21 protein-coding genes and 1 pseudogene are annotated in these 23,912 nt (G+C 64.1%); 14 read left to right on the top strand and 8 right to left on the bottom strand.

Features of this window, described 5'->3' with window-relative positions; translation table 11 throughout:
- The first annotated feature begins 37 nt into the window (after positions 1-37).
- The 3 genes from CGLAUT_RS04635 to CGLAUT_RS04625 are packed head-to-tail and all read left to right on the top strand — an operon-like array spanning position 38 to position 3,749.
- A complete protein-coding gene (locus tag CGLAUT_RS04635; protein ID WP_095659697.1) occupies positions 38-1,489 on the top strand; it encodes a DUF4185 domain-containing protein in 1,452 nt (483 codons plus the stop codon).
- A gap of 11 nt (positions 1,490-1,500) precedes the next feature.
- Entirely contained in the window at positions 1,501-2,961 is a 1,461-nt protein-coding gene (locus tag CGLAUT_RS04630; RefSeq protein ID WP_232507204.1) for a DHA2 family efflux MFS transporter permease subunit, read from the top strand.
- The gene (locus CGLAUT_RS04625) at positions 2,958-3,749 is read left to right on the top strand and encodes a spermidine synthase (protein ID WP_232507203.1); all 792 of its coding nucleotides are present in this window, start codon (positions 2,958-2,960) and stop codon (positions 3,747-3,749) included. Before CGLAUT_RS04630 ends, CGLAUT_RS04625 begins: the two co-directional genes overlap by 4 nt.
- Before the next feature lie 25 nt (positions 3,750-3,774).
- On the opposite strand, the gene CGLAUT_RS04620 is transcribed toward CGLAUT_RS04625, so the two are convergent.
- Positions 3,775-4,275 (bottom strand): 2'-5' RNA ligase, encoded by a 501-nt coding sequence (locus tag CGLAUT_RS04620; RefSeq protein ID WP_095659694.1) that lies wholly within the window; start codon positions 4,273-4,275, stop codon positions 3,775-3,777.
- Between the two features lie 110 nt (positions 4,276-4,385).
- Between CGLAUT_RS04620 and CGLAUT_RS04615 the strand changes: the two genes are divergently transcribed.
- Positions 4,386-4,595: a hypothetical protein gene (locus tag CGLAUT_RS04615; RefSeq protein ID WP_290186616.1), complete on the top strand. Its 210-nt coding sequence runs from the start codon at positions 4,386-4,388 to the stop codon at positions 4,593-4,595.
- Between the two features lie 36 nt (positions 4,596-4,631).
- Here CGLAUT_RS04615 and CGLAUT_RS04610 read toward each other — a convergent pair.
- Positions 4,632-6,985 (bottom strand): annotated as a pseudogene (locus CGLAUT_RS04610) (ATP-dependent DNA ligase).
- On the opposite strand from CGLAUT_RS04610, the gene ku reads away from it, so the two are divergent.
- Positions 6,984-7,829: a non-homologous end joining protein Ku gene (ku, locus tag CGLAUT_RS04605; protein WP_290186614.1), complete on the top strand. Its 846-nt coding sequence runs from the start codon at positions 6,984-6,986 to the stop codon at positions 7,827-7,829. The pseudogene CGLAUT_RS04610 and the gene ku overlap by 2 nt on opposite strands.
- Positions 7,830-8,927, top strand: coding sequence for a DNA alkylation repair protein (locus tag CGLAUT_RS04600; protein ID WP_290186613.1), 1,098 nt, complete (start codon positions 7,830-7,832; stop codon positions 8,925-8,927).
- Positions 8,928-8,955: 28 nt separating this feature from the next.
- Here CGLAUT_RS04600 and CGLAUT_RS04595 read toward each other — a convergent pair whose 3' ends face one another.
- On the bottom strand, positions 8,956-9,165 hold the full coding sequence (locus tag CGLAUT_RS04595; protein ID WP_290187020.1) for a DUF3072 domain-containing protein: 210 nt from the start codon (positions 9,163-9,165) through the stop codon (positions 8,956-8,958).
- A 521-nt stretch (positions 9,166-9,686) separates the two neighbouring features.
- Between CGLAUT_RS04595 and CGLAUT_RS04590 the strand changes: the two genes are divergently transcribed.
- The 3 genes from CGLAUT_RS04590 to CGLAUT_RS04580 are packed head-to-tail and all read left to right on the top strand — an operon-like array spanning position 9,687 to position 12,747.
- Positions 9,687-10,910 carry an ABC transporter substrate-binding protein gene (locus CGLAUT_RS04590; protein ID WP_290186612.1) on the top strand — a complete coding sequence of 408 codons (1,224 nt, stop codon included), beginning with the start codon at positions 9,687-9,689 and terminating at the stop codon, positions 10,908-10,910.
- 3 nt (positions 10,911-10,913) lie between these two features.
- Positions 10,914-11,996 carry a FecCD family ABC transporter permease gene (locus tag CGLAUT_RS04585; RefSeq protein WP_425551710.1) on the top strand — a complete coding sequence of 361 codons (1,083 nt, stop codon included), beginning with the start codon at positions 10,914-10,916 and terminating at the stop codon, positions 11,994-11,996.
- Position 11,997: 1 nt separating this feature from the next.
- Positions 11,998-12,747 carry an ABC transporter ATP-binding protein gene (locus tag CGLAUT_RS04580; RefSeq protein WP_290186610.1) on the top strand — a complete coding sequence of 250 codons (750 nt, stop codon included), beginning with the start codon at positions 11,998-12,000 and terminating at the stop codon, positions 12,745-12,747.
- A 9-nt stretch (positions 12,748-12,756) separates the two neighbouring features.
- Here CGLAUT_RS04580 and CGLAUT_RS04575 read toward each other — a convergent pair whose 3' ends face one another.
- Positions 12,757-13,533 carry a MerR family transcriptional regulator gene (locus tag CGLAUT_RS04575; protein ID WP_290186609.1) on the bottom strand — a complete coding sequence of 259 codons (777 nt, stop codon included), beginning with the start codon at positions 13,531-13,533 and terminating at the stop codon, positions 12,757-12,759.
- 63 nt (positions 13,534-13,596) lie between these two features.
- Here CGLAUT_RS04575 and CGLAUT_RS04570 point away from each other — a divergent pair, with 63 nt between their 5' ends.
- A complete protein-coding gene (locus tag CGLAUT_RS04570; protein ID WP_290186606.1) occupies positions 13,597-14,139 on the top strand; it encodes a DUF1707 SHOCT-like domain-containing protein in 543 nt (180 codons plus the stop codon).
- Between the two features lie 63 nt (positions 14,140-14,202).
- Positions 14,203-14,760 carry a DUF1707 SHOCT-like domain-containing protein gene (locus CGLAUT_RS04565; protein WP_290186604.1) on the top strand — a complete coding sequence of 186 codons (558 nt, stop codon included), beginning with the start codon at positions 14,203-14,205 and terminating at the stop codon, positions 14,758-14,760.
- A gap of 108 nt (positions 14,761-14,868) precedes the next feature.
- On the opposite strand, the gene CGLAUT_RS04560 is transcribed toward CGLAUT_RS04565, so the two are convergent.
- Positions 14,869-15,609, bottom strand: a complete 741-nt coding sequence (locus CGLAUT_RS04560; RefSeq protein ID WP_290187017.1) for an SCO1664 family protein — start codon at positions 15,607-15,609, stop codon at positions 14,869-14,871.
- On the bottom strand, positions 15,606-16,256 hold the full coding sequence (locus CGLAUT_RS04555; RefSeq protein ID WP_343898694.1) for a histidine phosphatase family protein: 651 nt from the start codon (positions 16,254-16,256) through the stop codon (positions 15,606-15,608). Before CGLAUT_RS04555 ends, CGLAUT_RS04560 begins: the two co-directional genes overlap by 4 nt.
- 98 nt (positions 16,257-16,354) lie before the next feature.
- On the opposite strand from CGLAUT_RS04555, the gene CGLAUT_RS04550 reads away from it, so the two are divergent.
- The 3 genes from CGLAUT_RS04550 to CGLAUT_RS04540 all read left to right on the top strand — a co-directional run bounded on the left by CGLAUT_RS04550 (position 16,355) and on the right by CGLAUT_RS04540 (position 22,070).
- Positions 16,355-17,740, top strand: a complete 1,386-nt coding sequence (locus CGLAUT_RS04550) for a MoxR family ATPase (RefSeq protein WP_290186603.1) — start codon at positions 16,355-16,357, stop codon at positions 17,738-17,740.
- Positions 17,733-19,721: a vWA domain-containing protein gene (locus CGLAUT_RS04545; RefSeq protein ID WP_290186601.1), complete on the top strand. Its 1,989-nt coding sequence runs from the start codon at positions 17,733-17,735 to the stop codon at positions 19,719-19,721. The genes CGLAUT_RS04550 and CGLAUT_RS04545 overlap by 8 nt, the downstream gene beginning before the upstream one ends.
- 324 nt (positions 19,722-20,045) lie before the next feature.
- The gene (locus tag CGLAUT_RS04540; protein WP_290186599.1) at positions 20,046-22,070 is read left to right on the top strand and encodes a bifunctional metallophosphatase/5'-nucleotidase; all 2,025 of its coding nucleotides are present in this window, start codon (positions 20,046-20,048) and stop codon (positions 22,068-22,070) included.
- 1 nt (position 22,071) lies between these two features.
- Here the strand turns inward: CGLAUT_RS04540 and CGLAUT_RS04535 are convergent, their stop codons facing one another.
- Both CGLAUT_RS04535 and CGLAUT_RS04530 read right to left on the bottom strand, forming a co-directional pair.
- Positions 22,072-22,950, bottom strand: coding sequence for a trypsin-like serine protease (locus CGLAUT_RS04535; protein ID WP_290186598.1), 879 nt, complete (start codon positions 22,948-22,950; stop codon positions 22,072-22,074).
- Positions 22,841-23,875, bottom strand: coding sequence for a DUF418 domain-containing protein (locus CGLAUT_RS04530; RefSeq protein ID WP_290186596.1), 1,035 nt, complete (start codon positions 23,873-23,875; stop codon positions 22,841-22,843). Before CGLAUT_RS04530 ends, CGLAUT_RS04535 begins: the two co-directional genes overlap by 110 nt.
- Positions 23,876-23,912: the final 37 nt, after the last annotated feature.

Raw genomic sequence — 23,912 nt, 5'->3', positions numbered from 1 at the left:
AGATGTTTTGCCCCGCAAGCCAAAGGTAGCTATCGCGATGTCTCGCACTCCCCTTCCCCGCCTTACCGGTGCCGTGAGCGCCGCCACCGCATCCGCACTCATCCTTACGGCAACGGTGGTGCCCGACGCGCTCGCGCAGTCAAGCTCCAGCTCCGGTTTGAGTTCGGAACTGTCTAGCTCCTCCGGCCCAACGGTGGACAACTCCGCCCCGCCGCAGAAGCAAGCGTCGCAGCCGTACACCATGCCCGACGGCACCGTGGTGCAGATCATGGACGATGTTGCCGGCAAGCACTCGCGCCACGTCGGCCTCGGAGCGACTGACCTGGGCACGATGGCTCCGCTGGGTGGCGGCGAGTTCGCGATGATCTTCGGCGACTCTTTCAGCGGCCAGCGCTTCGGCGAGGGTGACTGGATGAGCCCGGTCGGCGTCGTCGCGCGCATGAACGAAGATGGCTTCATCGAGATCATCCGCCCGCTCAACCGCGGCGAGCGCGTCGAGCAGACCGTCGGGTACCTGCACGAGGATGAGCTCACGCTGATTCCGTCCGACGTGATCAACCTCGACGGCACGCTGTACATGCAAGCGATGTGGAACCACGGCATCGGCAACGTGCGCGACACCGAGATCTTCAAGTCCACCGACGGCGGCAAGTCGTGGAGCTCGATCGGCACCACCTCCGCCGACTACATGAGCGGCATGGGCAACCTCATCTCCTGGGAGAAGGGCCCAGACGGCTACATCTACGTCGTGTCCACGCAGTTTAAGCGCGACGACCCGGTGTACCTGTCGCGCTTCCGCGAGCAGGACATCGCGGACCGCTCGAAGTGGCAGCTCTTCGACCCGGCTTCGGGTAAGTGGGGCGACTCGGGCGCACCGATCCTTAGCGGCTCGAACATCGAGGCCGGCGAAATGAACCTGCGCTACATCCAGGGCAAGTGGGTACTGGTGATGTTCAACGAGGCGACCTTGGCAATCGAGGTCCGCATCTCCGACACCCTCGCGCAGGATTGGGCGAACGTCCCGGTGGCGACGGTGGCCAAGCACGGCCCCTGGTCCAACGCGCAGACCCCGGGCAATTTCTCCCAGCCGTATGGTGGCTACATCGTGCCAGGCTCGACGATCGCGGACATGGACATCGTGGTCTCGCAATGGAACACCGACACCCACGCCCGCTACATGTCCACCCAGTTCAACGTGAAGGGCTTGGACAAGTTCTTCGGCATCAACTCTGCGGCGCTGCCTGCGGATGAGACTCTCTCCGTCACGGAGCGCCCGGCCGCGCAGGTCATCCCGGAGACCCAGGCCGAGGACTCTCTGGTCGAGCAGAAGCCGCAGCGAATGACCCTGTCCTCTGAGTCGAACGATTCCGCAACCACCGCGGTAATCGTGCTGAGCATCCTCGCGGTGCTTGGCGGTGTCGCCACCGTCGCGTTGCCCACCGTGCGCCCGCTGCTGCCGCCTCAGGTCCAGCAGATGTTGCCTTTCTAGGAGCTTTTCGCTTGTCGACGACCCCTGCAACGGCCACATCCGCATCACCGTGGCCCGCTCTGTGGTCGATGATGCTGGGGTTTTTCATGATCCTGGTGGATTCGACCATCGTCTCGGTGGCAATCCCCGCGATCTCGTCAGGCCTGGACGCGACGTATAACGAGGTCATCTGGGTCAATAGCGCGTACCTTTTGGCGTACGCGGTGCCGCTTTTGATCACTGGCCGCCTCGGGGACCGATTCGGGCCGCGCACGATCTACCTCATCGGCCTCGCGCTCTTCACCGCATCTTCGCTCGCCTGCGGGCTGGCTAGCTCAGCCGCCGCACTGATCACCGCCCGCGCGTTCCAAGGCCTCGGCGGGGCGCTGGTCACCCCGCAGACAATGTCGGTGATGATCCGCACTTTCACACCGAAGCAGCGCGGCAGCGCGATGGGCGTGTGGGGCGCGACCGCCGGCCTCGCCACCGTCACCGGCCCGCTGCTAGGCGGTGTGCTTGTCGACGCCGGCGGCTGGCCGTGGATCTTCTGGGTCAACGTGCCAGTCGGCGTTGTCGGCCTCATCCTGGCAATGACTTTCGTGCCGAAGCTGGAGCAGACCAACCGGCGCTTCGACTGGGCCGGCATGGCACTCAGCGCAATCGGCATGTTCTGCCTGGTCTACGGCATTCAGGAGGCCCAGCACTTTGGCTGGGATTGGCGCGTGTGGGCGCTCCTCGCAGTCGGTGCGGTAGCCATGGTGCTGTTCGTGCGCTGGCAGGCGAGCCGCGGGACGGACGCGCTCGTGCCGCTGGAGTTGTTCGCCAACCGCAACTTCGCTCTCGCCGGCGGGGTGATCGCCACTGTCGGCTTCGCGGTGTCTACGTTCGCGATCCCGTGGATGATCTACGTCCAAACCGTCCAGGAGTTCACGCCTACACACGCCGCGCTGCTCATCCTGCCGTCGGGTGCGGTGTCGTTCTTCCTCTCCCCCGCTATCGGCAGGCTCACCAATACTCACGACCCGAAGCCGTTCGCTATCGCGGGCCTCACCATGGCCGCCATCTCGATCGGTGCGGCGGCGCTGATCACCACCCCCGCCGTCGACGCGCGCTGGATGTACGCCATCTCGGTGCTCTACGGCGTGGCCAACTCGATGATGTGGGGCCCGCTGTCCATGGTGGCCACGCGCAACCTGGAGCGCCACCTCGCTGGCTCCGGCTCATCGGTGTACAACACGATGCGCCAAATCGGCGCCGTCATCGGCTCGGCCGCGATCGCCGCGATGATGTCTGCCCAACTGGCACGCCAGCTGGGCGAGGATGCGGCTGCTCGGGTGGGCGGCGGAGCGTCGATAAGCGGACCGCTCCCCGAAACCCTCCACGAACCTTTTGCTGCGGCGATGAGCGCAACCATCTGGCTGCCCGGCGCGGTGATTGCGGCGGGTGCGGTGCTCGCCTGCTGCTTCCACCGGACGCAGTCGTGGAGCGAGTGAGAAAGCCCCGGGCGTCGAAGAAGCGCATCGCGGGCACATACCCGATTTACACTGGCGAGGCATCGATCGTCGCGGACCCGGCGCGCGACGGCGGATACGTGCTCGAGGTCAACCGCGTGCCGTCGTCGTATGTCGTGCCCGGCGCGCCCGAGGTGCTCGAGTACGACTACATGCGCTGGATCGCAGGATTTGCGGAGTCGCACGCGCTGCGCCCTGAGGGCGCGGTGCATCTCGGTGCGGCCGGGTGCGCGCTGCCGAGCTATTTCGCTCATCGCTTCGGCGGCGAGCAGGTCGCGGTGGAGATCGACGCCGAGCTTGCGGAGCTCGTTCGGTGGGCATTCGACCCGCCGGTTGCCATTCAGGTTGCGGAGGCTCGGGCATTCATCGATTCGCTTATCGACGCCCCTTCCAACGCCCCGACCCCTGTGCACGCAATCACCCGCGACGTCTTCGCCGGACCCGACACTCCCCGCGCGCTGACCACGGTGGAGTTCTTTCGGGCGGTGCGTTCGGTGCTAACGCCGGGTGGGCTGTACGTGGCGAACGTCGGCGACCGCGCCGGGTTGGAGGAGACGCGTGCGGAGCTCGCGGGGCTGCGGGAGGTGTTCGCGCACGTAGCTGTGGCGGGTCCGGAGGAGATGCTCGCCGGACGCGCCTACGGCAACGTCGTGATTGCCGCGTCGGACGCACCCCTCGCGTTCAACGGCGAGGTGCCGTGGCGCGGCAGCGACCGCGACGGAGCTTGGATGGCGGACCGCATCGCGGGCGCCGCCCCACGCCACGACTGAGCTGCCAGGCGTTACGAAGTGGGCGCTAGAAAGCGAACTCGGTGCCCAGTCGCGGCTGGTAGAACACAGCGCGCTCCGCGGTGATTTCGGTGAAGTGCGGCGAGGTGACCTCTCCCAAGGCCGCGACGTAGTCCGGCACGATGGCCTTCGGCAGGCGCAAGCCCATCGTCAGGTGGGGTACCCACCGCTCGCCGCGCCCGTCGGGGTTCATCGCGCTTAAGCGCCGGGCTGCGCGTTCGAGCTCATCCGGGGCCTCAAGCAACCACGTCACTGTCTGCTTCGATTTAGTGCCGAAGATGACGACGCCAGCTCGTCGTAAAGCTTCTGGCAAAAGCCCCGGGAGGAGTTCTGCTGCTTCCCCCACCACCCGGGTGTCCATGGTGGGCGCGAAGGTGATCGAGACGTGCGGGCGCTGGTGCTGCTGCGGGAAGCCACGCTCCGCTAGGGCAGCGTAAATCGCCCGGACAGCCTCCTCTTCCTCCTTGGGGAGGCGAAGCAGGATGTTCTCGGGCGATCGCTGGGACACGCTTGGAAGCTTAGCCAGCTCGGCCGCGCGTGTGGCAGTCGCAGACTCCAGTTAAAGCGCCCCCGCTAGTATCGGATGCACCACGTTTTACTGGTGAAAGGAACGAAAGCATGCAGAACGATCCAGCAAAGCCCGGCTACACCACTGAGGGCAGCACGAACAAGCCGATCGATCACGACGACGACCAGTTCGCGCAGGACACCGGTTCGGCTTTGGGCTACGGCCAGGAAGCTGACGACTCTGTCGAGGAGTCGCAGCTCACCTACGACATCAGCCAGGACGACGACGGCGAGCACCCGACAATCCGCGACGACAAGTAGCCGCTGAGCCGGTCTCGCGCGAGATCAACTGGCCAGCTAGACCTCCCAGCGCACCTCGCTGGGGTCCAGGTCATCGCGCCATCCGCGCCACGACGCCTGGCGCACCTTCTTGCCTCCAGTCGCGCCCGCAAGTGCGACCTCGGCAACATACTTCGGCGTCACCCAGAAAACGCCTTCGGTATCGGACTTCGGAACGTCCACCGGGGGCGTTTTCCGCTGGCTGCGCCGCAGCTTCCTCTCAATCTCCGCGAACTGCCCGGCAGAAAACCCGGTGCCCACCCGCCCTGCGTATGCCAGCTCGCCGTCCTCATCCGGCACCGCCACCAGCAGCGACTTGCCCTCGCGCACCCCAACAATCACCACCGCTTGGTGCAGCGCCCGCTTGATCTTCAGCCACGCGCGGCTTCGTTCTCCAGGCTCGTACACAGAGCTTGTTTGCTTTGCGACGACCCCTTCCAGCCCCATTTCCTCAGCCACCCGCCAAGCAGATTTGAAGCTGCCCGCATGGGCGGGAGGCACAACAATGTGCTCGCTCTCCCCCAGCGCTTCCAAAGCTTTACGACGCTCCGTGTACGGCTCGCCAGTGAGGTCGCGCTCTCCGAGGCGCAACAGGTCGAACGCCATGTAGCGCAGCTCGACACCCTCGGTGGCACCGTGCTTGTCCACGCCGTGCAGCGCCGAGAAATCGGGGCGTCCGTCCTCGCCGAGGGCGATGAGCTCGCCGTCGACGGTGGCGTCGTCAAGCAATTGCTCGAACTCCTCGATGTGGGGGAAGAGTGAGGTGTAGTCCTTGCCGTTTCGGCTGATCAGGCGGGTGGTGCCGGCGCGGGTGTCGGCGATGATGCGGTAGCCGTCCCATTTCATTTCGAACGCGAAGGTGGCGCCGTCTTTGATGGCGAGGTCGATGTCGGCTTTGGTGCCGGCGATGGCAAGCATGGGTTTCGGCGGGGCAAGCTCACCCGGCGCTGGCGTGGCCTCGTCCGGCTGACGCTTCATGAACTTCAGCAGCCAGTGGTTTTCCTCCGCATCGGTGCGAATCAGCGCAAAGCGGCGCGGGACCCCGCCGAGACCGCCGTCGTCGCGGCCGAAAAGCACGGCGATGATCTCGTCGTCGCGCCACTTCTCAATCTCGCAGGTGCCGATGTCCCAGATTTTCACATCTCCCGCGCCGTACTGGCCCTTCGGAATCGTGCCTTCGAACCAGGCATACTCAATCGGGTGGTCTTCGGTCTGCACGGCAAGGCGGTTCTTTTCCGGGTCGAGCGGCGGACCCTTCGGCACGGCCCAGGAGACGAGCACGCCATCGTGCTCAAGGCGGAAGTCCCAGTGCAGGCGGCGCGCGTGGTGCTCGCCGATCACAAAGATGGGCACCCCGTTGCGCGGACGTGGCGCGGCCTCGGGCACGGGCTCGCCGGTCTTCGTCGCGTCACGCATGGAGCGGTAGGTGGCCAGGCGGTCGCCATCCGACCCCGGCGCCTCCCCACCCCCAAGCACGGCGATCGGATTGATGCCGTCCTGAACGCGTTCCATCACCTCCCCGAACTCGAGGTGCTTCAGTCCCGGCTCCGCGACCTCCTCCCAGGTCCGCGGCGTCGCCACCGTGGGCCGCTCCCGCCCGCGCAGCGAGTACGGACTCACCGTCGTCTTGTTGCCGTTGTTCTGGCTCCAGTCGAGAAAGATTTTCCCGGCGCGCTCCGTCTTGCGCATCACGGCCGTCACGCGCTCCGGGTATTCCTCCTCCAGCGCCTGCGCAAGCGCCTTCGCCACCTGGCTCACGCCCGCCGCATCGGTCTCCCCATCCAACCCCGCGTAGATGTGAATGCCTTTCGACCCCGACGTCACCGGCACACTCACCAGCCCCATCCCGTCGAGCACCTCTTTGCACGCGAGCGCGATCTCCGCAGTCTCCACGAGCGTCACGCCCTCGCCGGGATCAAGGTCGAGCACAAGCCGATCCGGGTTCAGCTTCGAATCGCCCGCACCGAAGCGCCACTGCGGGGTGTGCAGCTCAAGAGCGGCAACTTGGGCGAACCAAGCAAGCACGGCTGGGCCGTCGACAAGCGGATATGTATTCGTCGAGGTCTTGTGCTCGATCTCCCCGGTGGTGACCCAGCTCGGTGCGGAATCCTCCAGGTCTTTTCGGAAGAAGCTTTGCTTATCGACGCCATCTGGCCAGCGTTTTCGAGTCACCGGCCGGCGCGCGATCTGGGCACCATGACATCGGCGACCTCGAGGTAGTAGCGCATGACGTCGGCCTTGGTGGTGCCTGTGGCCGGGTAGAGCACCTTGTCGAGGCTGCTGACCTTGAGGTCGTGCCCGTCAACGCGCACTTTTGTGCTTTGCTGCGCCACGCGCTTGCCTCCCTCCTGTTTCCGTACACTTTTGCACATGCGCGCAATCTGGACCGGCTCAATCACGTTCGGCCTTGTCAATGTTCCCGTCAAAGCATTCGGCGCGGCCGAAGACCACGACATCTCCTTCCACCAGGTCCACGACAAAGACGGCGGGCGCATCCGCTACGAGCGCCGCTGCGAGGTCTGTGGAGAGAAGGTCGAGTACAAGCACATCGATAAAGCCTTCGAGGAAGACGGGGATACGGTCGTGCTCACTGACGACGACTTCGCTTCCCTGCCCGAGGCCGACAACGACGAGATCGATGTCGTACAGTTCGTGCCCGCGGACCAGATCGACCCGATCATGCTGGAGAAGTCTTACTACCTCGCGCCCGAGGGCAAGACCCCGAAGTCGTACCTGCTGCTTCGCCAGACGCTCGAAGACACCGAGTTGATCGCGGTGGTGCGCTTCGCGCTGCGACAGAAGACGCGCCTTGGCGTGCTGCGGGTGGTGGGCAAGGTCATTGTGCTGCAGGGCATGATGTGGGCCGACGAGATCCGCGAGCTGGACTTCGACGGCGAGTTCAAGGGCGTGAAGTCCCGCGCGAAAGTGTCGAGCAAGGAACTGGAACTGTCGCAGCAGCTCGTGGAGTCCTACGCCTCCGACTTCACGCCGGAGGAGTTCGAAGACGACTACCAGATTGAGCTGCGCAAGCTCATCGACGCGAAGTTCGAGCAAGGCGACACCATCGACACCGAAGCCACCTTCGGCGAGCAGCCGGACGATGAGGACGACGACGACAACGTGGTCGACCTCATGGAGGCGCTGAAGGCGTCGCTGGACAAGCGCGGCGGCAAGAGCAGCGGCAAGAAGAAGTCGACGAAGAAGAGTAGCGCGTAAATGGCGAAGAAGATGAAGGACTACTTCGACGCGGAGGCGGCGAAAACGCTCGGCGACCAACTGGGCATCGACGGCGACGAGTACGCCGCCTACGTTGTCCCGCGCGTGGGCGAACTGGAGATCCTCGACCGCGTCACCGTCTTCGCCCAAGCGCTGCGCGATCGGCTTCCGGAGGATTATGCCGAGGCGGTAGAAGGGGTCGTCGATAAGCTTGGCCCCGAGCTTCAAGAGGGCGAGGGCTACTTCAACCATGGCTTCCACCTGTGGCCGGTGAGCCGCTATATCGAGCTGTACGGGCTCGAGCATCCAGATGAGTCGCTTGATGCGATTGAGGCGTTGACCCGCGCGTTTACCGGTGAGTGGGCGATGCGCCCCTACCTCGAGCGCTACCCGGAGCTGACGCTTGCGCGCGTGGACGAGTGGTCGCGCTCGGAGAGCCACAATGTGCGCCGCCTGGCCTCCGAGGGGATTCGGCCTCGCCTGCCGTGGGCGCGGGTGCACACCCCGTTTGTGGCCGACCCCTCCCCGATCATCCCGGTGCTGGACCGGCTGTACGCGGATGAGTCGCTGTTCGTGCGCAATTCGGTGGCGAACAACTTGAACGACATCACGCGCACGCACCCTGATCTGGCGCTGGAGACGGCGCGTCGGTGGGCGGCAAGCGATGCGCCGCATGCGGCGTGGGTGGTCGAGCGGGGCCTGCGCGGGCTGATCAAGCAGGGCCATCCGGAGGCTTTGGGCATCGCAGGCTTTGCGACGGGTGACGCGATCCAAATCAGCGACGTCGAGTTCCCCGAAGCTGTCGCGGTGGGCGACGCCGCGGTGCTCACGGTGTCGCTGACCAATACCAGCTCGGAGCCGCAGGAGGTGCTCGGCGAGTACCGCGTGTACTTCCTGAAAAAGAACGGCACCCGGCGTCCGAGCGTCTTCCGGTTAGGAAAGTTCACGCTCGCGCCGGGTGAAACCCGCGTGGTGGAGAAGAACCATGTGTTCCGCGTGACGAGCACGCGGACGTACTACCCCGGCACGCAGGCGCTATCCGTGGTGGTCAACGGGATGGAGAGCGAGCTCGAGAAGTTCGAGCTCACCACTGCGTAATCGCAGCGAGTAATGCCCTACTCCCCGACTACATCCCGGTGATGCCCTTGAGGCGGTCGATGTGCTGCGATGCCTCGGCCTTGGTCATGTTCGCAGGAAGCTGCTCCCCAGCCTGCTTGGCCAAGGTGTCCAGGTAGGACTTCTGGGATTCGGTCATCGGGTCGTCGCCGGAGACCCAGTCGGAGGGGTCCTTCTCCAGGGTGTTGTCGCCCTGTGCGTCGCCGGTCGCGCCGATCATCTCGCCACTTTGTGCCTCTGCCTGCTGCTGACCCTGCGGCTCCGGTTCCGGACCGTCGAGCTCCGGGTCGTACGGGGCCTCATCCGGCAGTGGCGCCGGCGGCGGCACCTCACCCGGGGTCTGCTGCGGGTCGAGCTGCGGATCATAGTTGTCGTTCACGGTGCGCTCCTTCGGCGGGCGTGTGCGTTCGGTCAGGTTCCCGCCATCCTACTGACTCGATGCAGATCGGGTTTTGACCTTCCGCGTTTGTTTTCCATACAAGGCCAAACGGAAAATTTCGTTTACACCGCGCCCACGAACGTTCGCGCCGCGTACTTGTTCTACAGCACCGGCAACCGCGCTACGTCGAGTCCAAGTAGCAACTCACTCCGGGGGGCGCCCTGCCCCCAGCATTTCCTCGTAACCGTCAATTTTTCCCACCCCCTAATCCACTTGCTCCTTGTATCGGATTTAGGTTTGCCTTACCATGTTCCAATACTGGCTTAATTAGCCTAGGCTTACTCAAATCCCAAGGGGTTGAATTGAAGATCTCTCTCAAGGTCGCCACTGCGGCGATCGCTATCACCACTGCGCTTGGCGTGACCGCCTGCTCAGATTCGTCCGGGAATACGGCACAGACATCCGTGACCGGAGCTCAAGAATCACAATCGACATCATCGTCAGAGCGAACTGCTGATGCCGCGCTCACAGTCACCGACGCTGCTGGGCGCAAGATCGAATTCGAGGAAATGCCCGATCGTATCGTTCTTGCAGAGGGCCGCGCTGCGTACGCCACTGCCCTTTTGCAGGAGAACCCTCTGGACAACATCGTCGCGTACGGCCAGGATTTGGAGACTGCAGCGGGAGCTTTCCGCGAGAAACTCTTCGAGCTCCAACCCGAGGCAAAAGACATGCCTGTGATCGGATCGATCCAAAAGGGAGACGTGACCGTCGAGAACCTTCTGGCACAGGATCCAGATGTGGTGATCATGACCCTCGATCAGAAAAAAGCGGTTGAGGAAAGCGGGTTCATTACTGATCTGGACTCGGCTGGCATCACCTACGCCTTCATCGATTTCCGCCAAAAGCCGCTCGAGAACACCACCGTGTCGATGACCCTGCTCGGCGACCTCCTGGGCCAGAGTGAGCGCGCGGAGAAGTACAACGAGTTCTACAACGCGAAGGTCAAAGACATCACCGAGCGGGCCGCTAAGACCTCCAACAAGCCAGATGTGCTGCTCTGGACCGCAGCGGGCTACAACGATTGCTGCGCAGTGGCAGGCGACGTCCACCTAGGCACCCTGGTCACCGCCGCGGGTGGTCACAACCTCGGCCCCGAGGTCATTGGGCCGGAGAACAAGACCATTACCCCGGAAAAACTCGTGGAGCTGAACCCAGAAAAAATCATCGTCACCGGAGGCGAATGGGCACGCGACCCGAATAAGACCGACACGTTCCGCCACGTGGAGCTGGGCTATCAGTCCACTCCCGAGCTCGCGTTGGAGACCTGTGACGGCCCATTGAGCAAAGCCGGCATGGAGCTTCTGGACGCGCCGAAGAACGGTAACTACTTCGCTGTCTACCACCAGTTCTACGACAACCCGTTCAACGTCTTCGCCCTCGAAGCATTTGCTAAGTGGATTCACCCGGAGGAATTCTCCGACCTCAACCCGACCGAAGACTTCAAGCAATTCCACGAAGACTGGATGCCTTTCGACTACAGCGGCGTCTTCTTCATCGACCCGGCCAACCCTGACGAGAGCTAGACCGTGACAACTCAGGTATCTCCGGCGCTGCAAGCGCCAGACGATGCTCGCCAAGCGGCGATTGAAAGCTACCGTCGGCGCGGACGCAAAAAAGCAATCTCCATTGCTGGGTTGATCGTCGCGGCGTTCGCGAGTTTCATCTTCGCCGTGGTGGTCGGTCCAATCGATATTGCCCCTGCGGACGTATTCAACGCCGTCTTCCGCCCAGAACTGGTCGACGAGCAATCTCGGGTGGTGATCCAGACGCTCCGCCTCCCGGCTGCAGTGATGGCCGTGCTGTGCGGCGCCGCACTCGGTTTGGCTGGCGGCCAGATGCAAACGATCTTGGATAACCCACTGGCGGAGCCCTTCACTCTGGGCATTTCGGCAGCTGCCGCGTTCGGAGCTGCACTGTCTATCGTGATGGGCTGGACCGTCATCGCCAATCCCCAGTTCAACCTTGCGCTGATGGCAGCGCTGTCAGCGCTTATCGCAGTGGCCATTGTTGCTGGAGCGTCAGTGTGGCGCGGTGCTACCGCAGAATCGATGATTCTGCTGGGCATCGCCCTCTCGTTTTTCTTCCAAGCTCTACTTTCGCTACTGCAGTACGGTGCAAACATCGAGGCCCTGCAGCAAATCGTGTTTTGGACAATGGGTTCGATGCAGCGCGCGAACTGGAGTGCGAACATCATCCTCGCAGTGGTGGTCGCAGCTGCGATCCCGTTCTGTATTGCCAACTCGTGGCGGCTCACCGCACTGAGGCTTGGCGACGATCGCGCTGCCGCCCTCGGCATCGATGTCAAACGCTTGCGCATCACTACCCTGCTCGTCGCGTCTTTCCTCGCAGCGGCTGCCGTCGCGTTTACGGGAATCATCGGTTTCGTTGGTCTAGTAGGACCACATGTAGCGCGAATGCTCGTCGGCGAGGATCAAAAGTACTTCCTCCCTGGCGCAGCCGCCGCAGGTGCAATGTTGCTCAGCCTCGCGTACGCCGTAAGCCTGTCAATTATTCCTGGCCTTGCCATTCCGATCGGCATCATCACTTCGTTGGTCGGCGTGCCATTCTTCGTCTTCCTCATCTTCACCCGCGCAAAACGGAGGAGCTGACATGATCGCGGCGCAGAATCTCTCAGTCGGCTACGGCCGCACCACAATCATCGATGACATGACCTTCGACCACCTGGAAGCAGGCAAGGTGGTTGGCCTCCTTGGACCCAACGCCGCCGGCAAGTCCACCCTGGTGAAGACCATCGCCGGTATTAAGACACCGACCGCGGGCAGCGTCTCGATCGTGGTGAACGGTCGCGAAGTGACCGGCAAGGCACGCACCACCGCCGTCGGGTACGTCCCGCAGGACATGCTGACCACGGCTTCGCTCACCGCATTCGAGTCCATCATGGTTTCGGCACGTCGCCGCGGGGAATCAGGCTGGGATCCGATCGGCGCAACTGCGGACATCATGGAGCGCCTCGGTATCACCTACCTTGCAGACCGCATGGTCTCCGACATGTCGGGCGGCCAACGTCAGCTCGTTGGTGTAGCGCAGATGTTGGTACGCTCCCCAAGCATTTTGCTTCTCGACGAACCAACGTCCGCCCTCGACCTGCACCACCAGGTGCATCTGCTCCAGCTTGTACGCGACGAGGTCGTGGGCACAGAACGGGTTGCGCTGGTGGCAATCCACGACCTGAACCTCGCGGCCCGCTTTTGCGACGAGTTGCTGGTGATCAAAGCAGGCCGGGTTGTGGCACATGACGTTCCGCATGAAGTGCTCACACCCGACCTGCTGGAGAAGGTCTACGGCATCCGGGCCCGGATTCTCGACGATAGCGGCGTGCCCGTCATCTGCCCGGTATAAGGAAGGCGTTTACCCCTCCCACTGCGGGTTGGCGGTGTCCACGCCGTCTGCGGCGGCCTGAGCTTCAACCAGCTCGAGCAGGTACTCCTGCGCACCGCCGTAGGCGTCGTGGAAACGCTCATCGGCCACGTACATGCGCGCGAGGATGAGCTGACGCGCGGGCGTTGCTTCGTACCACTGACCGATCATCTCGCGGTGGCGCTGTACCAGCGCTGCTGCCTCAGCCGAGCCAGCCGCTACCCCACCGTCGCGAGCGGCAACAAGGTCAGCTGCAAACGCGTCCTGCTCCTCGCGCAACCGAGCGAAGTCCTCTTCGCCCATCTCGGACAGTCGCTCTTGTGACTGCGCCCACTCGGCGGTGTCGCCCCAGCGCTGCTCTGCTTCCTCCTGGTACGCCGGCATATCCTCGCCGAGGTATCGCTTCATTGCGTCCATATCGACACTTCCTTTCTTCGTTTGGTCAATCAAGGTCATGACCGCATCCAGTTGGCGATCCAGCACGTCGCGCTTTGCGGAAAGCGTTTCGTGGTGGTGGCGTAAGGCGTCGATAAGCATGTGCTCCGATGCCCCGAGCAAACCGGCGATCTGTGCAAGCGGCACACCCACGCTGCGGTAAAGCGCGATCGCCGCGCCGCGTTCGAGGTCGGCCTCGGAGTAGGCGCGGTAGTCGCTCCACGTGCGGGCGGGCTCGATCAGGCCGAGCTCCTCCCAATGCCGCAGTGCTTTCGCTGTCACTCCGAGCGCCTCGGCCGCTTCGCCGATGCTGTACCAACTGGATTCGGTCATGTGCAGAAGTGTCATCCTTTCCGTCGGGGCAAGGTCAAGCGCAAGTTCGATATGCTTGCGATCATGCAGGATAACCCGGAAATCCGAGTGGGCCACGCGGATCGCAACGCTGCTCTCGAGCGCCTGGGAAGCCACTTTGCCGACGGGTATCTGGACTTGGGCGAGTTCGAGGATCGCACGGCACGCGCGGCCAATGCGCGCACGCGCGGCGAGCTTGATTCGCTTTTCGACGATCTGCCAGCCGCGCCTCCCGAAACAGCAAACGCCCCGGTGCTGCGCGGGAACGATGGCGTGGACACGAGGCAGGCCGAGGTGATTGAGGTCGAGCAGAAGTTAGTGCGGAAGAAGCGCATTGACATGATCATCGGCGGTCTCTGGGGCGTGACGGTGGGCGTCTTTTTGATGCTCGGCGTGGTGTTTGACGTGGAGTTCGCGTGGATCGTGTTCCCGATCGCCGGTGTGCTGAACGTGATCCTTGCGAACGCGTACGGCATGAGCGGCGACGAGATCCGGGCGCTGAACGACCTTGAACGTGAACAGGGCCAGCAGCGCGCGGAGCGGATGCGCATAGTGATTGAGCGTAGGAAGGAACTGGGCGGACAGTAGATACTTCAGGCTCAGCTAAGATCGGCGACGATTGCTGAGACGACGTTTGGAGTTGATACCGCCTTGTCCGATACCCCCGAGACCCGAATTGGCCATGCAGACCGCAACGCCGCGCTAGACAAACTGGGGACACACTTCGCGGACGGCTACCTGAACCTGGGCGAATTTGAAGACCGCACAGCGCGGGTGGCAAACGCCAGCACCCGCAGCGAACTCGATGCCCTGTTTGCCGATTTGCCGCAGGGGCCGGCCTCGCCGACAAACCTTCCTGCAACGTCCAGCGCCGGGTCGACCAAGGAGGCGACTCCGGTCGACCCTGTTGAGGCTGAGCTGGAAGAGAAGCTAGAGAGCAAGAAGCGGGTCGACGCCGTGACGATCGCGCTGTGGCTCGCTGGCGCGGGCGGCGTGTTCCTGACGAATAAGTTCGTCGCCGTCGACTTGATGTGGATCATGCTGCCGGTTGCTGTCGTGCTCGCGGTGGTGACGTACGTCCTCTACGACCGTGCAGGCCTGAGCTGGAAAGAAATGGAAGTGCTCGAGGAGATCCAGGAGGAGCGCGAGAAGGAGCGGGCGGAACGCCTCCGCATCGCAGATAAGCGTCGCAAAGAATTGGGGAATTAGGCCCTTTCACATAGTAGTCTTTACTTCTATGCTCCCACCTCCGGGTCGTCGACAAGGCAAGCTCGCCGCAGGTCCTGAAGAGGTGGCGCTCGAAGGGACGCCCCTGGGCTACACCAGCGGCCAAGGGAACTGGTACTGCGACCGCGGCTCGGGCAGCCACGGCAGGCGCACCAGCCGGCCCGCACGGCTCTTCAGCGCTTCCACCTCGGGATCGGTAAGCAGCTCCGCAACCTGATCAGGCACGGACTCCGTCAGCGGTTCGATCGCGGCCAGCCACTCGTCGGGAATCGGAGTGTGTGCAAATTCCCAAATCACCGTCCGCAGCTTTGGGTCCTCGTGGAAGCACAGCCCCTGGTCAATCCCCCACACTCGCTCGCCGCTCACACCGCTCTCACCGCGGTCGCCAATCTTGCCCAGCAACACGTGCCCTGACTTGCGGTCGGTGTTGTTCGCCAGTAGATCAAACACCGCCAGCTTGAAGAACTGCTCGTGCAAATCCTCGCGCGTCTCCACCAGCGGGAAGTAATGCGACCCGTCGTTGTCCACGTAAAACTGCAGCGACCCCACCCCGAACGGCTCTACGTCGCGCACCACCGTCGGCGGCACCTGATTCCACCCCAGCCACTGCGAGAGCAAGAAGGCCGCCCGTTCGCGCCGCCACAATCCAGGCAGAAAATCGTGCAGGTATTGCTCCCCCGCTTCGGGTTTGTAGATCGCCCAGGCGTAGTCGTCGTCAAGCGAAAGCTCCACGATAAACGCCGCGTTGGATGACTCGGTGATCTGCCCGACAAAGCCCACCTCGCCGTGGGTCAGCAGGTTCAGCTGGGCCTCAAAGTTCACGGCTATCAGAGCTCAAGCTTTGCGACGGACCCTGGTTCCGCCTGGGCCTTTTGAAACTCGTCCAAGGGTTTACCGGCGAAGTGAGTCAGCGCAGCCTTGATCGGGTCGGCGTGGGAGAAGCAGGCGACGACCTGGCCCGGGTGCGCGGCCGCGATTCGCTTCAGGCCCGCGACGATGCGCTCCTGCATCTCCACGAAACTCTCCCCGCCGGGAAAGCGAAACTGGCTCGGGGTTTTCTGCACCGTCTCCCACTCGGGCAGCTTCGCCAGGTCGGCGAGCTTTTCTCCGGTCCATGTGCCGAAATCGGCTTCCAAGAGAGCGTCCTCAAGCAGAGGCTCTTTCCTGAACTTTTCCGCGAGCGGCGCGGCGGTTTCCTGGGTGCGCTCGAGCGGCGAAGTGAAGATCGCGTCGACGTGCTCGATGCCCTCGGCGACCTTGCGTGCCTGCTCCTGGCCTTTTTCTGACAGGTGGAGGCCCGGCGCGCGGCCCGGCAGGACGGTGCCGGTGGTCGGCGTCTGCCCGTGGCGGATGAGGAGGATGGTGGTGGGCATAAAGTTGGGAACCTTCGGACTTAGCTTGAGCGGCTCAACTTCGAGATCAACGGGAAGCCCCTCGATCAACAGTTCATCCACGTCTAATTTCTCTGAACCATCCACGGCCCGCTCCTTTTACTGCGACTGGCTCCCCAGTAACGAAGCCGTTCGCGATTCTACGAGTCTCTACTTGCGCGCGTGACGGGCGTACCCTGTCCACCATGAGCCAAGCTCCAAGCCTGTCCACCCTCGGCGAGCTGCGTGCCACCGGGGCAACCTACAAGCCCGTTCGCCAGGAACTGCGCGACAACCTGCTGGCCAAACTCCGCACTGGTGAAGATCCGTGGCCGGGCCTGCACGGTCTCGAAAACACTGTCATTCCGCAGGTAGAGCGCGCAATCCTCGCCGGGCACGACATCGTGCTGCTCGGCGAGCGCGGCCAGGGCAAGACTCGCCTGTTGCGCACGCTCCCATTGCTTCTCGACGAATGGACGCCCGTCCTTAAAGACTCCGAGCTGCGCGAGCACCCACTGCACCCAATCACGGACGCCGCGAAGCGCCGCATCGAAACCGACGGCGACGCCACCCCGATCACCTGGCTGCACCGCTCCGAGCGCTACTCGGAGAAGCTGGCCACCCCAGACACCTCTGTCGCGGACCTGATCGGTGACGTCGACCCAATGCGCGTGGCCGAGGGCCGCCGCCTGGGAGACCCGGAGACCATCCACTACGGCCTGATCCCCCGCTCCAACCGCGGCATCGTGGCCATCAACGAGCTGCCGGATCTGGCCGAGCGCATCCAGGTCGCCATGCTCAACGTCATGGAGGAGGCCGACATCCAGATCCGCGGCTACATGCTGCGCTTGCCGCTGGATGTGCTGGTGGTCGCCTCTGCGAACCCGGAGGATTACACCAACCGCGGCCGCATCATCACCCCGCTCAAAGACCGCTTCGGCGCGGAGGTGCGCACCCACTACCCGCTTGAGCTGGACGCGGAGATCGCCGTGATCCGCCAGGAGGCCGACTTGGTGGCGCAGGTCCCGGACGTGATCATGGAGATTCTCGCCCGCTTCACCCGAGCGCTTCGCGAGTCCGATGCCGTTAATCAGCGCGCCGGCGTCTCCGCCCGTTTCGCAATCGCCGGCGCGGAGACGGTCGCCGCCGCAGCCCAGCGCCGCGCTGCCGTGCGCGGGGAGGACGAGGCCGTGGCCCGCCTGGTCGACCTCGAAGCCGCCGTCGACGTCCTCGGCGGCAAGGTCGAGTTCGAGCACGGCGAGGAAGGCCGCGAGTGGGAAATCCTCGAATACCTCCTGCGCAACGCCGTCGCCGAAGCTGTGCGCGGACGCATCCGCGGCCTCGACTTCGGCCCGCTCATCGAAGCGCTCGACGGCAACACCTTCATCACCACCGGCGAGCAGGTCACCGCTCGCGAGTTCCTGGAAGGTTTGCCCAGCTTGAGCAGTTCGCTTTACGACGACCTGTCGAACGCCTTCGACGCTTCCAGCGACGGCGAGCGCGCCGCCGCGATCGAGCTGGGCGTGGAAGCGCTGTACCTGACGCGCAAGATCTCGAAGGACTCCGGAGAGGGCGAGACAATCTATGGCTAACGCCTATTCTTCGCGCGGGCCAAGGCGGGGCGCCCGTTACCGCGCGTATACGCCGGGGCCGGACCCGCTGGCTCCGCCGCCGGATCTGGCCAAGGCGGTGCGTGCCATCGCGAACGATGTGATGGCGGGCTACTCGGCGGAGCAGGCGCTTCGCGAGTATCTGCGGCGAGGCGGTCAAGGCCTCGAAGGCTATGACGATCTGATGGCGCGTTTGGCTGAGCGTCGACAAGCAATGCTTGCGAAGCACAACCTGACCGGAACCTTGCGCGACGTGCAGAAACTGCTTGATGAAGCTGTACTTGCGGAGCGCGGCCAGCTCGCGCGCGACGTGGAGATGGACGACCTCGACCGCTCCATGCGCGAGATGACCTTGGACAACCTGCCGGATTCGCCTGCGGCTGCCGTGAGCGAGCTCGGCGAGTACGAGTGGGCTTCGCGCGAGGCGCGTGAGAAGTTCGACCAGATCAAGGACCTGCTCGGCCGCGAGATGCTGGATCAGCGTTTCGCTGGCATGAAGGGCGCGCTGGAGAACGCGACGGATGAGGACCGCGCGGCTGTGGCCGAGATGCTGCGCGACCTGAACGTACTGCTGGGCAAGCACCGTGCCGGCATGGCCACCGATGCCGACTTCGAGGAGTTCATGGCCAAGCACGGCCACCAGTTCCCGGAGAACCCGAAGAATATCGACGAGCTGGTGGAGCTGCTCGCCCAGCGTTCGGCCGCCGCGCAGCGCATGCTGAATTCGATGACGGAGGAGCAGCGCCGTGAGCTCATGGAACTCGCCGCCCAGGCTTTCGGCTCCGAGGAACTGATGAACCTGGTCTCGGAGCTGGACGCAAACCTGCGCGGGATCCGCCCCGACCTCGATTGGACCTCCGGCGAGCAGTTTTCCGGCGACGATCCGCTGGGCCTCGGCGAAGCTTCTCGCGCCATGCGCGACATCGGCCGCATGGACCAGCTCGCTGACACGCTTGCTGGCGCGCGCCCCGGCGACATCGATTTGGACGACATCGCCGACCTGCTCGGCGAGGACGCCGCCACCAACGCCCAGATGCTCAAAGACCTCGAGCGCGCACTGCGAGACTCGGGCCTGCTGAACAAGGGAGAGTCCGGCTCACTGCAGCTTTCGCCTCGCGCAATGCGCATGCTGGGCAAAGCATTGCTTGACGACGCCGCGCAGCACCTGTCCAACCGCGAAGGCCAGCGCGACACGCGCCTTGCTGGGCAGACCGGTGAGGCCACGGGCGGGACCCGGCCCTGGGAGTTCGGCGACACGCAGCCGTGGGACACCACCCGCACGATCACGAACGCGATCCAGCGCACGGTGGCCGAGGGCGGTGATCTTGCTGGCGGGCTTGCAGGCGGCGTGCGCATCCAAGTCGGCGACATCGAAGTCGTCGAGACCGAAGCGCGCACCCGCAACGCCGTGGCGCTCTTGGTAGACACCTCGTTTTCCATGGCGATGGAGGGTCGGTGGACGCCGATGAAGCAAACCGCGCTCGCACTGCACCACCTGATGTCCACGCAGTTCCGCGGCGACGAGCTCACGCTCATCGGTTTCGGGCGCTACGCCCAGACGCTGTCAATCGAGGAGCTCACCGGGTTGCCACCCATCCAGGAGCAAGGCACGAACCTGCACCACGCGCTGTTGCTCGCGGAGCAGTTCTTCACCCGCCACCCCGCGCTCGACCCGACGCTGTTGATTGTCACCGACGGCGAGCCAACTTCGATGCTCACCGAATGGGGCGAAGCGCACTTCAACTGGCCAACCGACCGCATCACGCTTGCCCGCACCATTGACGCGCTCGATTCGGTGACTAAGCGCGGCGCGCGCATCACCTTCTTCCGGCTTGCCGACGACCCGGGCCTGATCGCCCTCCTCGACGCCATGGCAAACCGCGCTGGCGCGAACGTCGTCGCACCGGACCTGAACGAGCTCGGCGGCGCTGTCGTCGGCGAGTACTTGCGTGGCTGGTTCTAGCCATCTCCCTTCAGCAGCCGCGCCGCCCCGCCCGCGCCGTGCCCGCACCGCGCCTCACTTCGCCTCCGGTTGTAGACCACAAGAAAATCGCTCCACAAAAGCCCAGGTGAGCTGTGTTGAATGTGACTGGAGTGATCCGGTTCTGGCTGAGGTCTACAACGCTGAGGTCTACAACGGACCGAGCGCACCAACCGGAAGAAATAGCTCGCCCTGCGGGATCCAAGACACGGTCTTAGACTTTTCTCAGCGTTCGTGCGGTGAATCCCGCACCGCTGACTTCGCCTCTTCCCTGTTATTTGCTGAGCTCGAAAGGTCCCGCACACTATGCGTACCCGTCGCTTCCGCCTCAACGTAGCCACTATCACCACCGCGACTGCAACCGCCGCCGCAATTGCTGTCTCCGGCACCACCGTTGCCGTTGCACAACCCGCAAACGCTGGCACCGCCCAGCTGACGATCTCCAACATCACCGATTTCCACGGTTACTGGAACACCACCCAGCGCGTTCCGGGCGCAACTCACCTCAAGTGCGCCGTCGACCGCGCTGCAGAGGGTCGCAACCACATCTTCACCTCCTCCGGCGACCTGATCGGCGCTTCCCCTTTCGAGTCGATGCTCCTGGATGACGCTCCGACGATCGACGTGCTCAATCTCATGGGACTCGAGGTCTCCGCGGTGGGCAACCACGAGTTCGACCAGGGCGCGGAGGACTTCTCCAACCGCGTTGTCAACGAGGCGAACTGGAGCTGGGTTGCGGCGAACGCCGACAGTATCGACGGCACCGAGGAATACGTGATCAAGGAAATCGACGGCGTCAAGGTCGCCTTCGTAGGCACGATTACCGACGACATGCCGAACCTGGTCAACCCCGCAGCAATCGCTGGCATCACGTGGAACAACCCCGTCGCTGTCACGAACTCCGTTGCAGACGAGCTGAAGAACTCGAAGAAAGCAGACATCGTGGTCGCGCTCGTCCACGAGGGCGGCATCAAAGCCAGCGAGTTCTCCGACTCCGTCGACGTCGCCTTCCTGGGCCACTCGCACCAGGTGATCAACGAGCCGGATAACTCCCCGGTGCTCATCCAAGCTGGCGAGTACGGCAAGAACCTCGCCAACGTCGACATCAGCTTCGACCGTGCTACCGGCGAGGTCACCTTCGACAAGGTCGAGCTTCTCGATGCCGACCAAATCCGCGCCTGCGATACCCCGCAGCCAGAGGTCGAGGCGATTGTGAAGGAAGCAGTTGACGCCGCGAGCGCCGAGGGTAACCGCGTGATCGGCAAGGTGGACACCCAGTTCTACCGAAACGGCGCACAGGAGTCGCAACTGAACAACTTCATCGCTGAGGTGACTCGCCAGGGCGTGACTAACAACTCCGCTGTCAAGGTCGACATCGGTGTGATGAACGCGGGCGGTGTGCGCGCAGAGCTCGAGCCGGGCGAGGTGACCTACGCCGAGGCGTTCGCGATCCAGCCATTCGGTAACGAAAACACCTACATCGAGCTCAAGGGCTCCGACTTCCTCGCGGCCCTCGAGCAGCAGTGGCGCGAGGACCCGGACCGTCCGATGTTCCCGCTCGGCATCTCCGACAACGTGACCTACACCTACGACCCGACCGCACCGGTCGGGTCCAAGGTCACTTCCGTGACCATCGACGGCAAGCCGCTCGATCCGGAAGCAACCTACATCGTCGCCGGCTCCCAGTTCCTGCTCAACGGCGGCGACAAGTTCGAGGCTTTCACTCGCGGCAGCGCGCAAGCCAACTTGGGCTACATCGACGTCAACGCACTGGTGGAGTACCTCGGCGCGAACGAGAACCCGACCCCGCGCACCAGCCAGTCCAACATCGGCGTCCACCTGCCTAAGTCGCTCAAAGCCGGCGAAAAGGCGACCATCGAGCTCAGCTCGCTGCTCTACGCCGATGGTGAATCCGCGTCCACTGTTACCGTCACGCTTGGCGACGCCACCGCCTCTGCTCCAATCACCGCCGAGACCGGCGGCGCAACGCAGAATGAATACGGCGTTGCCGCCGTTGAGCTCGACGTGCCCGCGGGACTGACCGGCACGCAGGAGCTGAAGATCACCACCGACGCCGGCACCGAGGCCGTTGTCCCGGTTGAACTCGGCGCGGCGACTACCGCCCCTGGCACCGATGACTCCAAAGGCGACGACTCCAAGGACGGCGACTCCAAGGACGGCGACAAGAAGGATCCGTCACACACCCTCCAGCCGGTCAAGGAGAACCCGGTGCTGACCATCGCGCGCATCGCGCTGGTCGGTCTGGCCTCGATTCTCGGCCTGATCTCGCGGTTCATCCCGGCGTTCCTGCGCGGCGGCATCCTCGCCTAACCTAGTGACGCCGCAGCGCCCAGAAACCGGCGGCAAGGAGCGCGAGCACGCCCAGCCCGAGGGCTGCGTAACGCAGCCACTCGGTGGACCCGCCGCTTGCGGCTCCGGCGCTCGGGGCGTTGCCACCAGCTGCGGTGCTTTCCGGTTCCTGCTCCCCCGCGACTGAGCGGATCCACTCCGCCTGGTCCGCCACCGGCGCGACCGCAACGGCGGAGTTGCTCTGCATCTCCTCCTCGGTGGGGTTATCCGGGTCTTCAAACAGGCCTGCGGACATGATGCCCGCAACTTTCCCGTCGGCGAAGATGGCACCGCCAGAATCACCCGGCTGGATGCGGGCTCCGTCTGCGAGGGTGACTTTGGCGGCTACCGGGGCGTCGTAAAGCGAAAGCTCTGATTCCCCCTCGACCTTGCCTTTTGCTGAGGGCAGCTGGGTTGAACCGCCGGAGCCGTCGCTCGACCAGCCGTAGATGTTGACTTCGCCGCTGGGTGCTTCAGCGGCGACCTCCGCGAAGTGCGAGAGCCGCATCGGTTCGACGGTGTGCATCAGTGCGATGTCGCCGCGGGGCGCGACTTCGACGCGATCAACCTGGTAGACAGCCTGCGAGTCGCCTTGGCCGGTGCGTACGGAGCCGCCGGGTTTGCGCGCCATGTCGGTGCAGTGCCGGGCGGTGATTACCCAGTGCTCGGCAATCGCGGTGCCGGTGCACACGCCGTCTTTCGGGTCGGAGTCGTCGACGCGGACGGAGACCACCGGCTCGGTCTCGGGTGAATCACCGGCGAAGGTCGTGCTCTCCATTGCCAATGCGGGCAGGGAGCTCATGGCCACCGTAGCCACCATCGCCGACGTGTCCGCCGCCCGGGTGAATACTTGCTGCTTCATTCTTCTTTCCTTCCTTCATTGCGCGCTTCTCAATCGCGCCTGCGCCGGATGCCACGAGGCGTCGCACGGCGGCTTCGACCGGCCCCCGCCGGAAAAACTGCAGCCACACGGTGGCAAGCACCGCGGCGACGGCAAGCGTGATCCACAGGCCGACGTAATCCGCAGTCACCACGTGCAAGCAGTACAGGGTCAGCGGCATCGCGCCCATGCGCGGCAGCACCCGTTGCCACGGTTGCGCCGCCAGGCAGCACAAAGCGCACATGCCGATCGCTGCCCCTGCAGACCCGACCACGTCAATCACCCCGCCCGTGTGCCCCTCAGCGTCGAAGAACCAGGGCAGGTACATGTACCAGCGCGCCAGAATCGTCAGCGCCATCGCCACCGGGCCAAGCGCCGCCGCCACAACGCAACGTCGGGTGTGGCCGATGATGTAGCGCTGCGTGAGCATGCCGGCGAGCATCAGCGCCGCCCACATGAATACGGGGTATGGCTCGCTGATGGGCCACAAAGTGCCGTCGTCAAACTGCCACACCAACCCGGACACGACGGTGCAGGCGGCAATCACACCGGCGATCACCCGCCGGCCCCACCGCGGCGCCCACGCCAGTGCGATCATGCAGATGCCAAGCGTGCCCAGCACAACGTAAATCGAACCGGCAAACGGCAGCAGCGCAAGGTGCAGCGCGATCAAGATCACGCCGCGCACGATGAAGTGCACCGGTCGCGCACCGCGCCCGGCCATGAATCCCATAGACACGCCGGCAAGCAGCGCGAACAGGGCAGACGGAAAGCCGTACACCACCTCCGCCGCGATCCCGTCCGAGTATGTCAGGTGCGCAACCATCATCCCGATCAGCGCCACCGCGCGTGCAACGTCAACTCCGATGACACGGTTGGTCACAGGCTTTTCCATTGGCATCTGCATGGCACGAAGCATAGGTGGGCCCAATGTTGCGACGGCG

The sequence above is a fragment of the Corynebacterium glaucum genome (genome assembly GCF_030408855.1).
GTDB classification, from domain to species: domain Bacteria; phylum Actinomycetota; class Actinomycetes; order Mycobacteriales; family Mycobacteriaceae; genus Corynebacterium; species Corynebacterium glaucum.
This window is presented reverse-complemented; position numbering and strand designations above follow the sequence as displayed.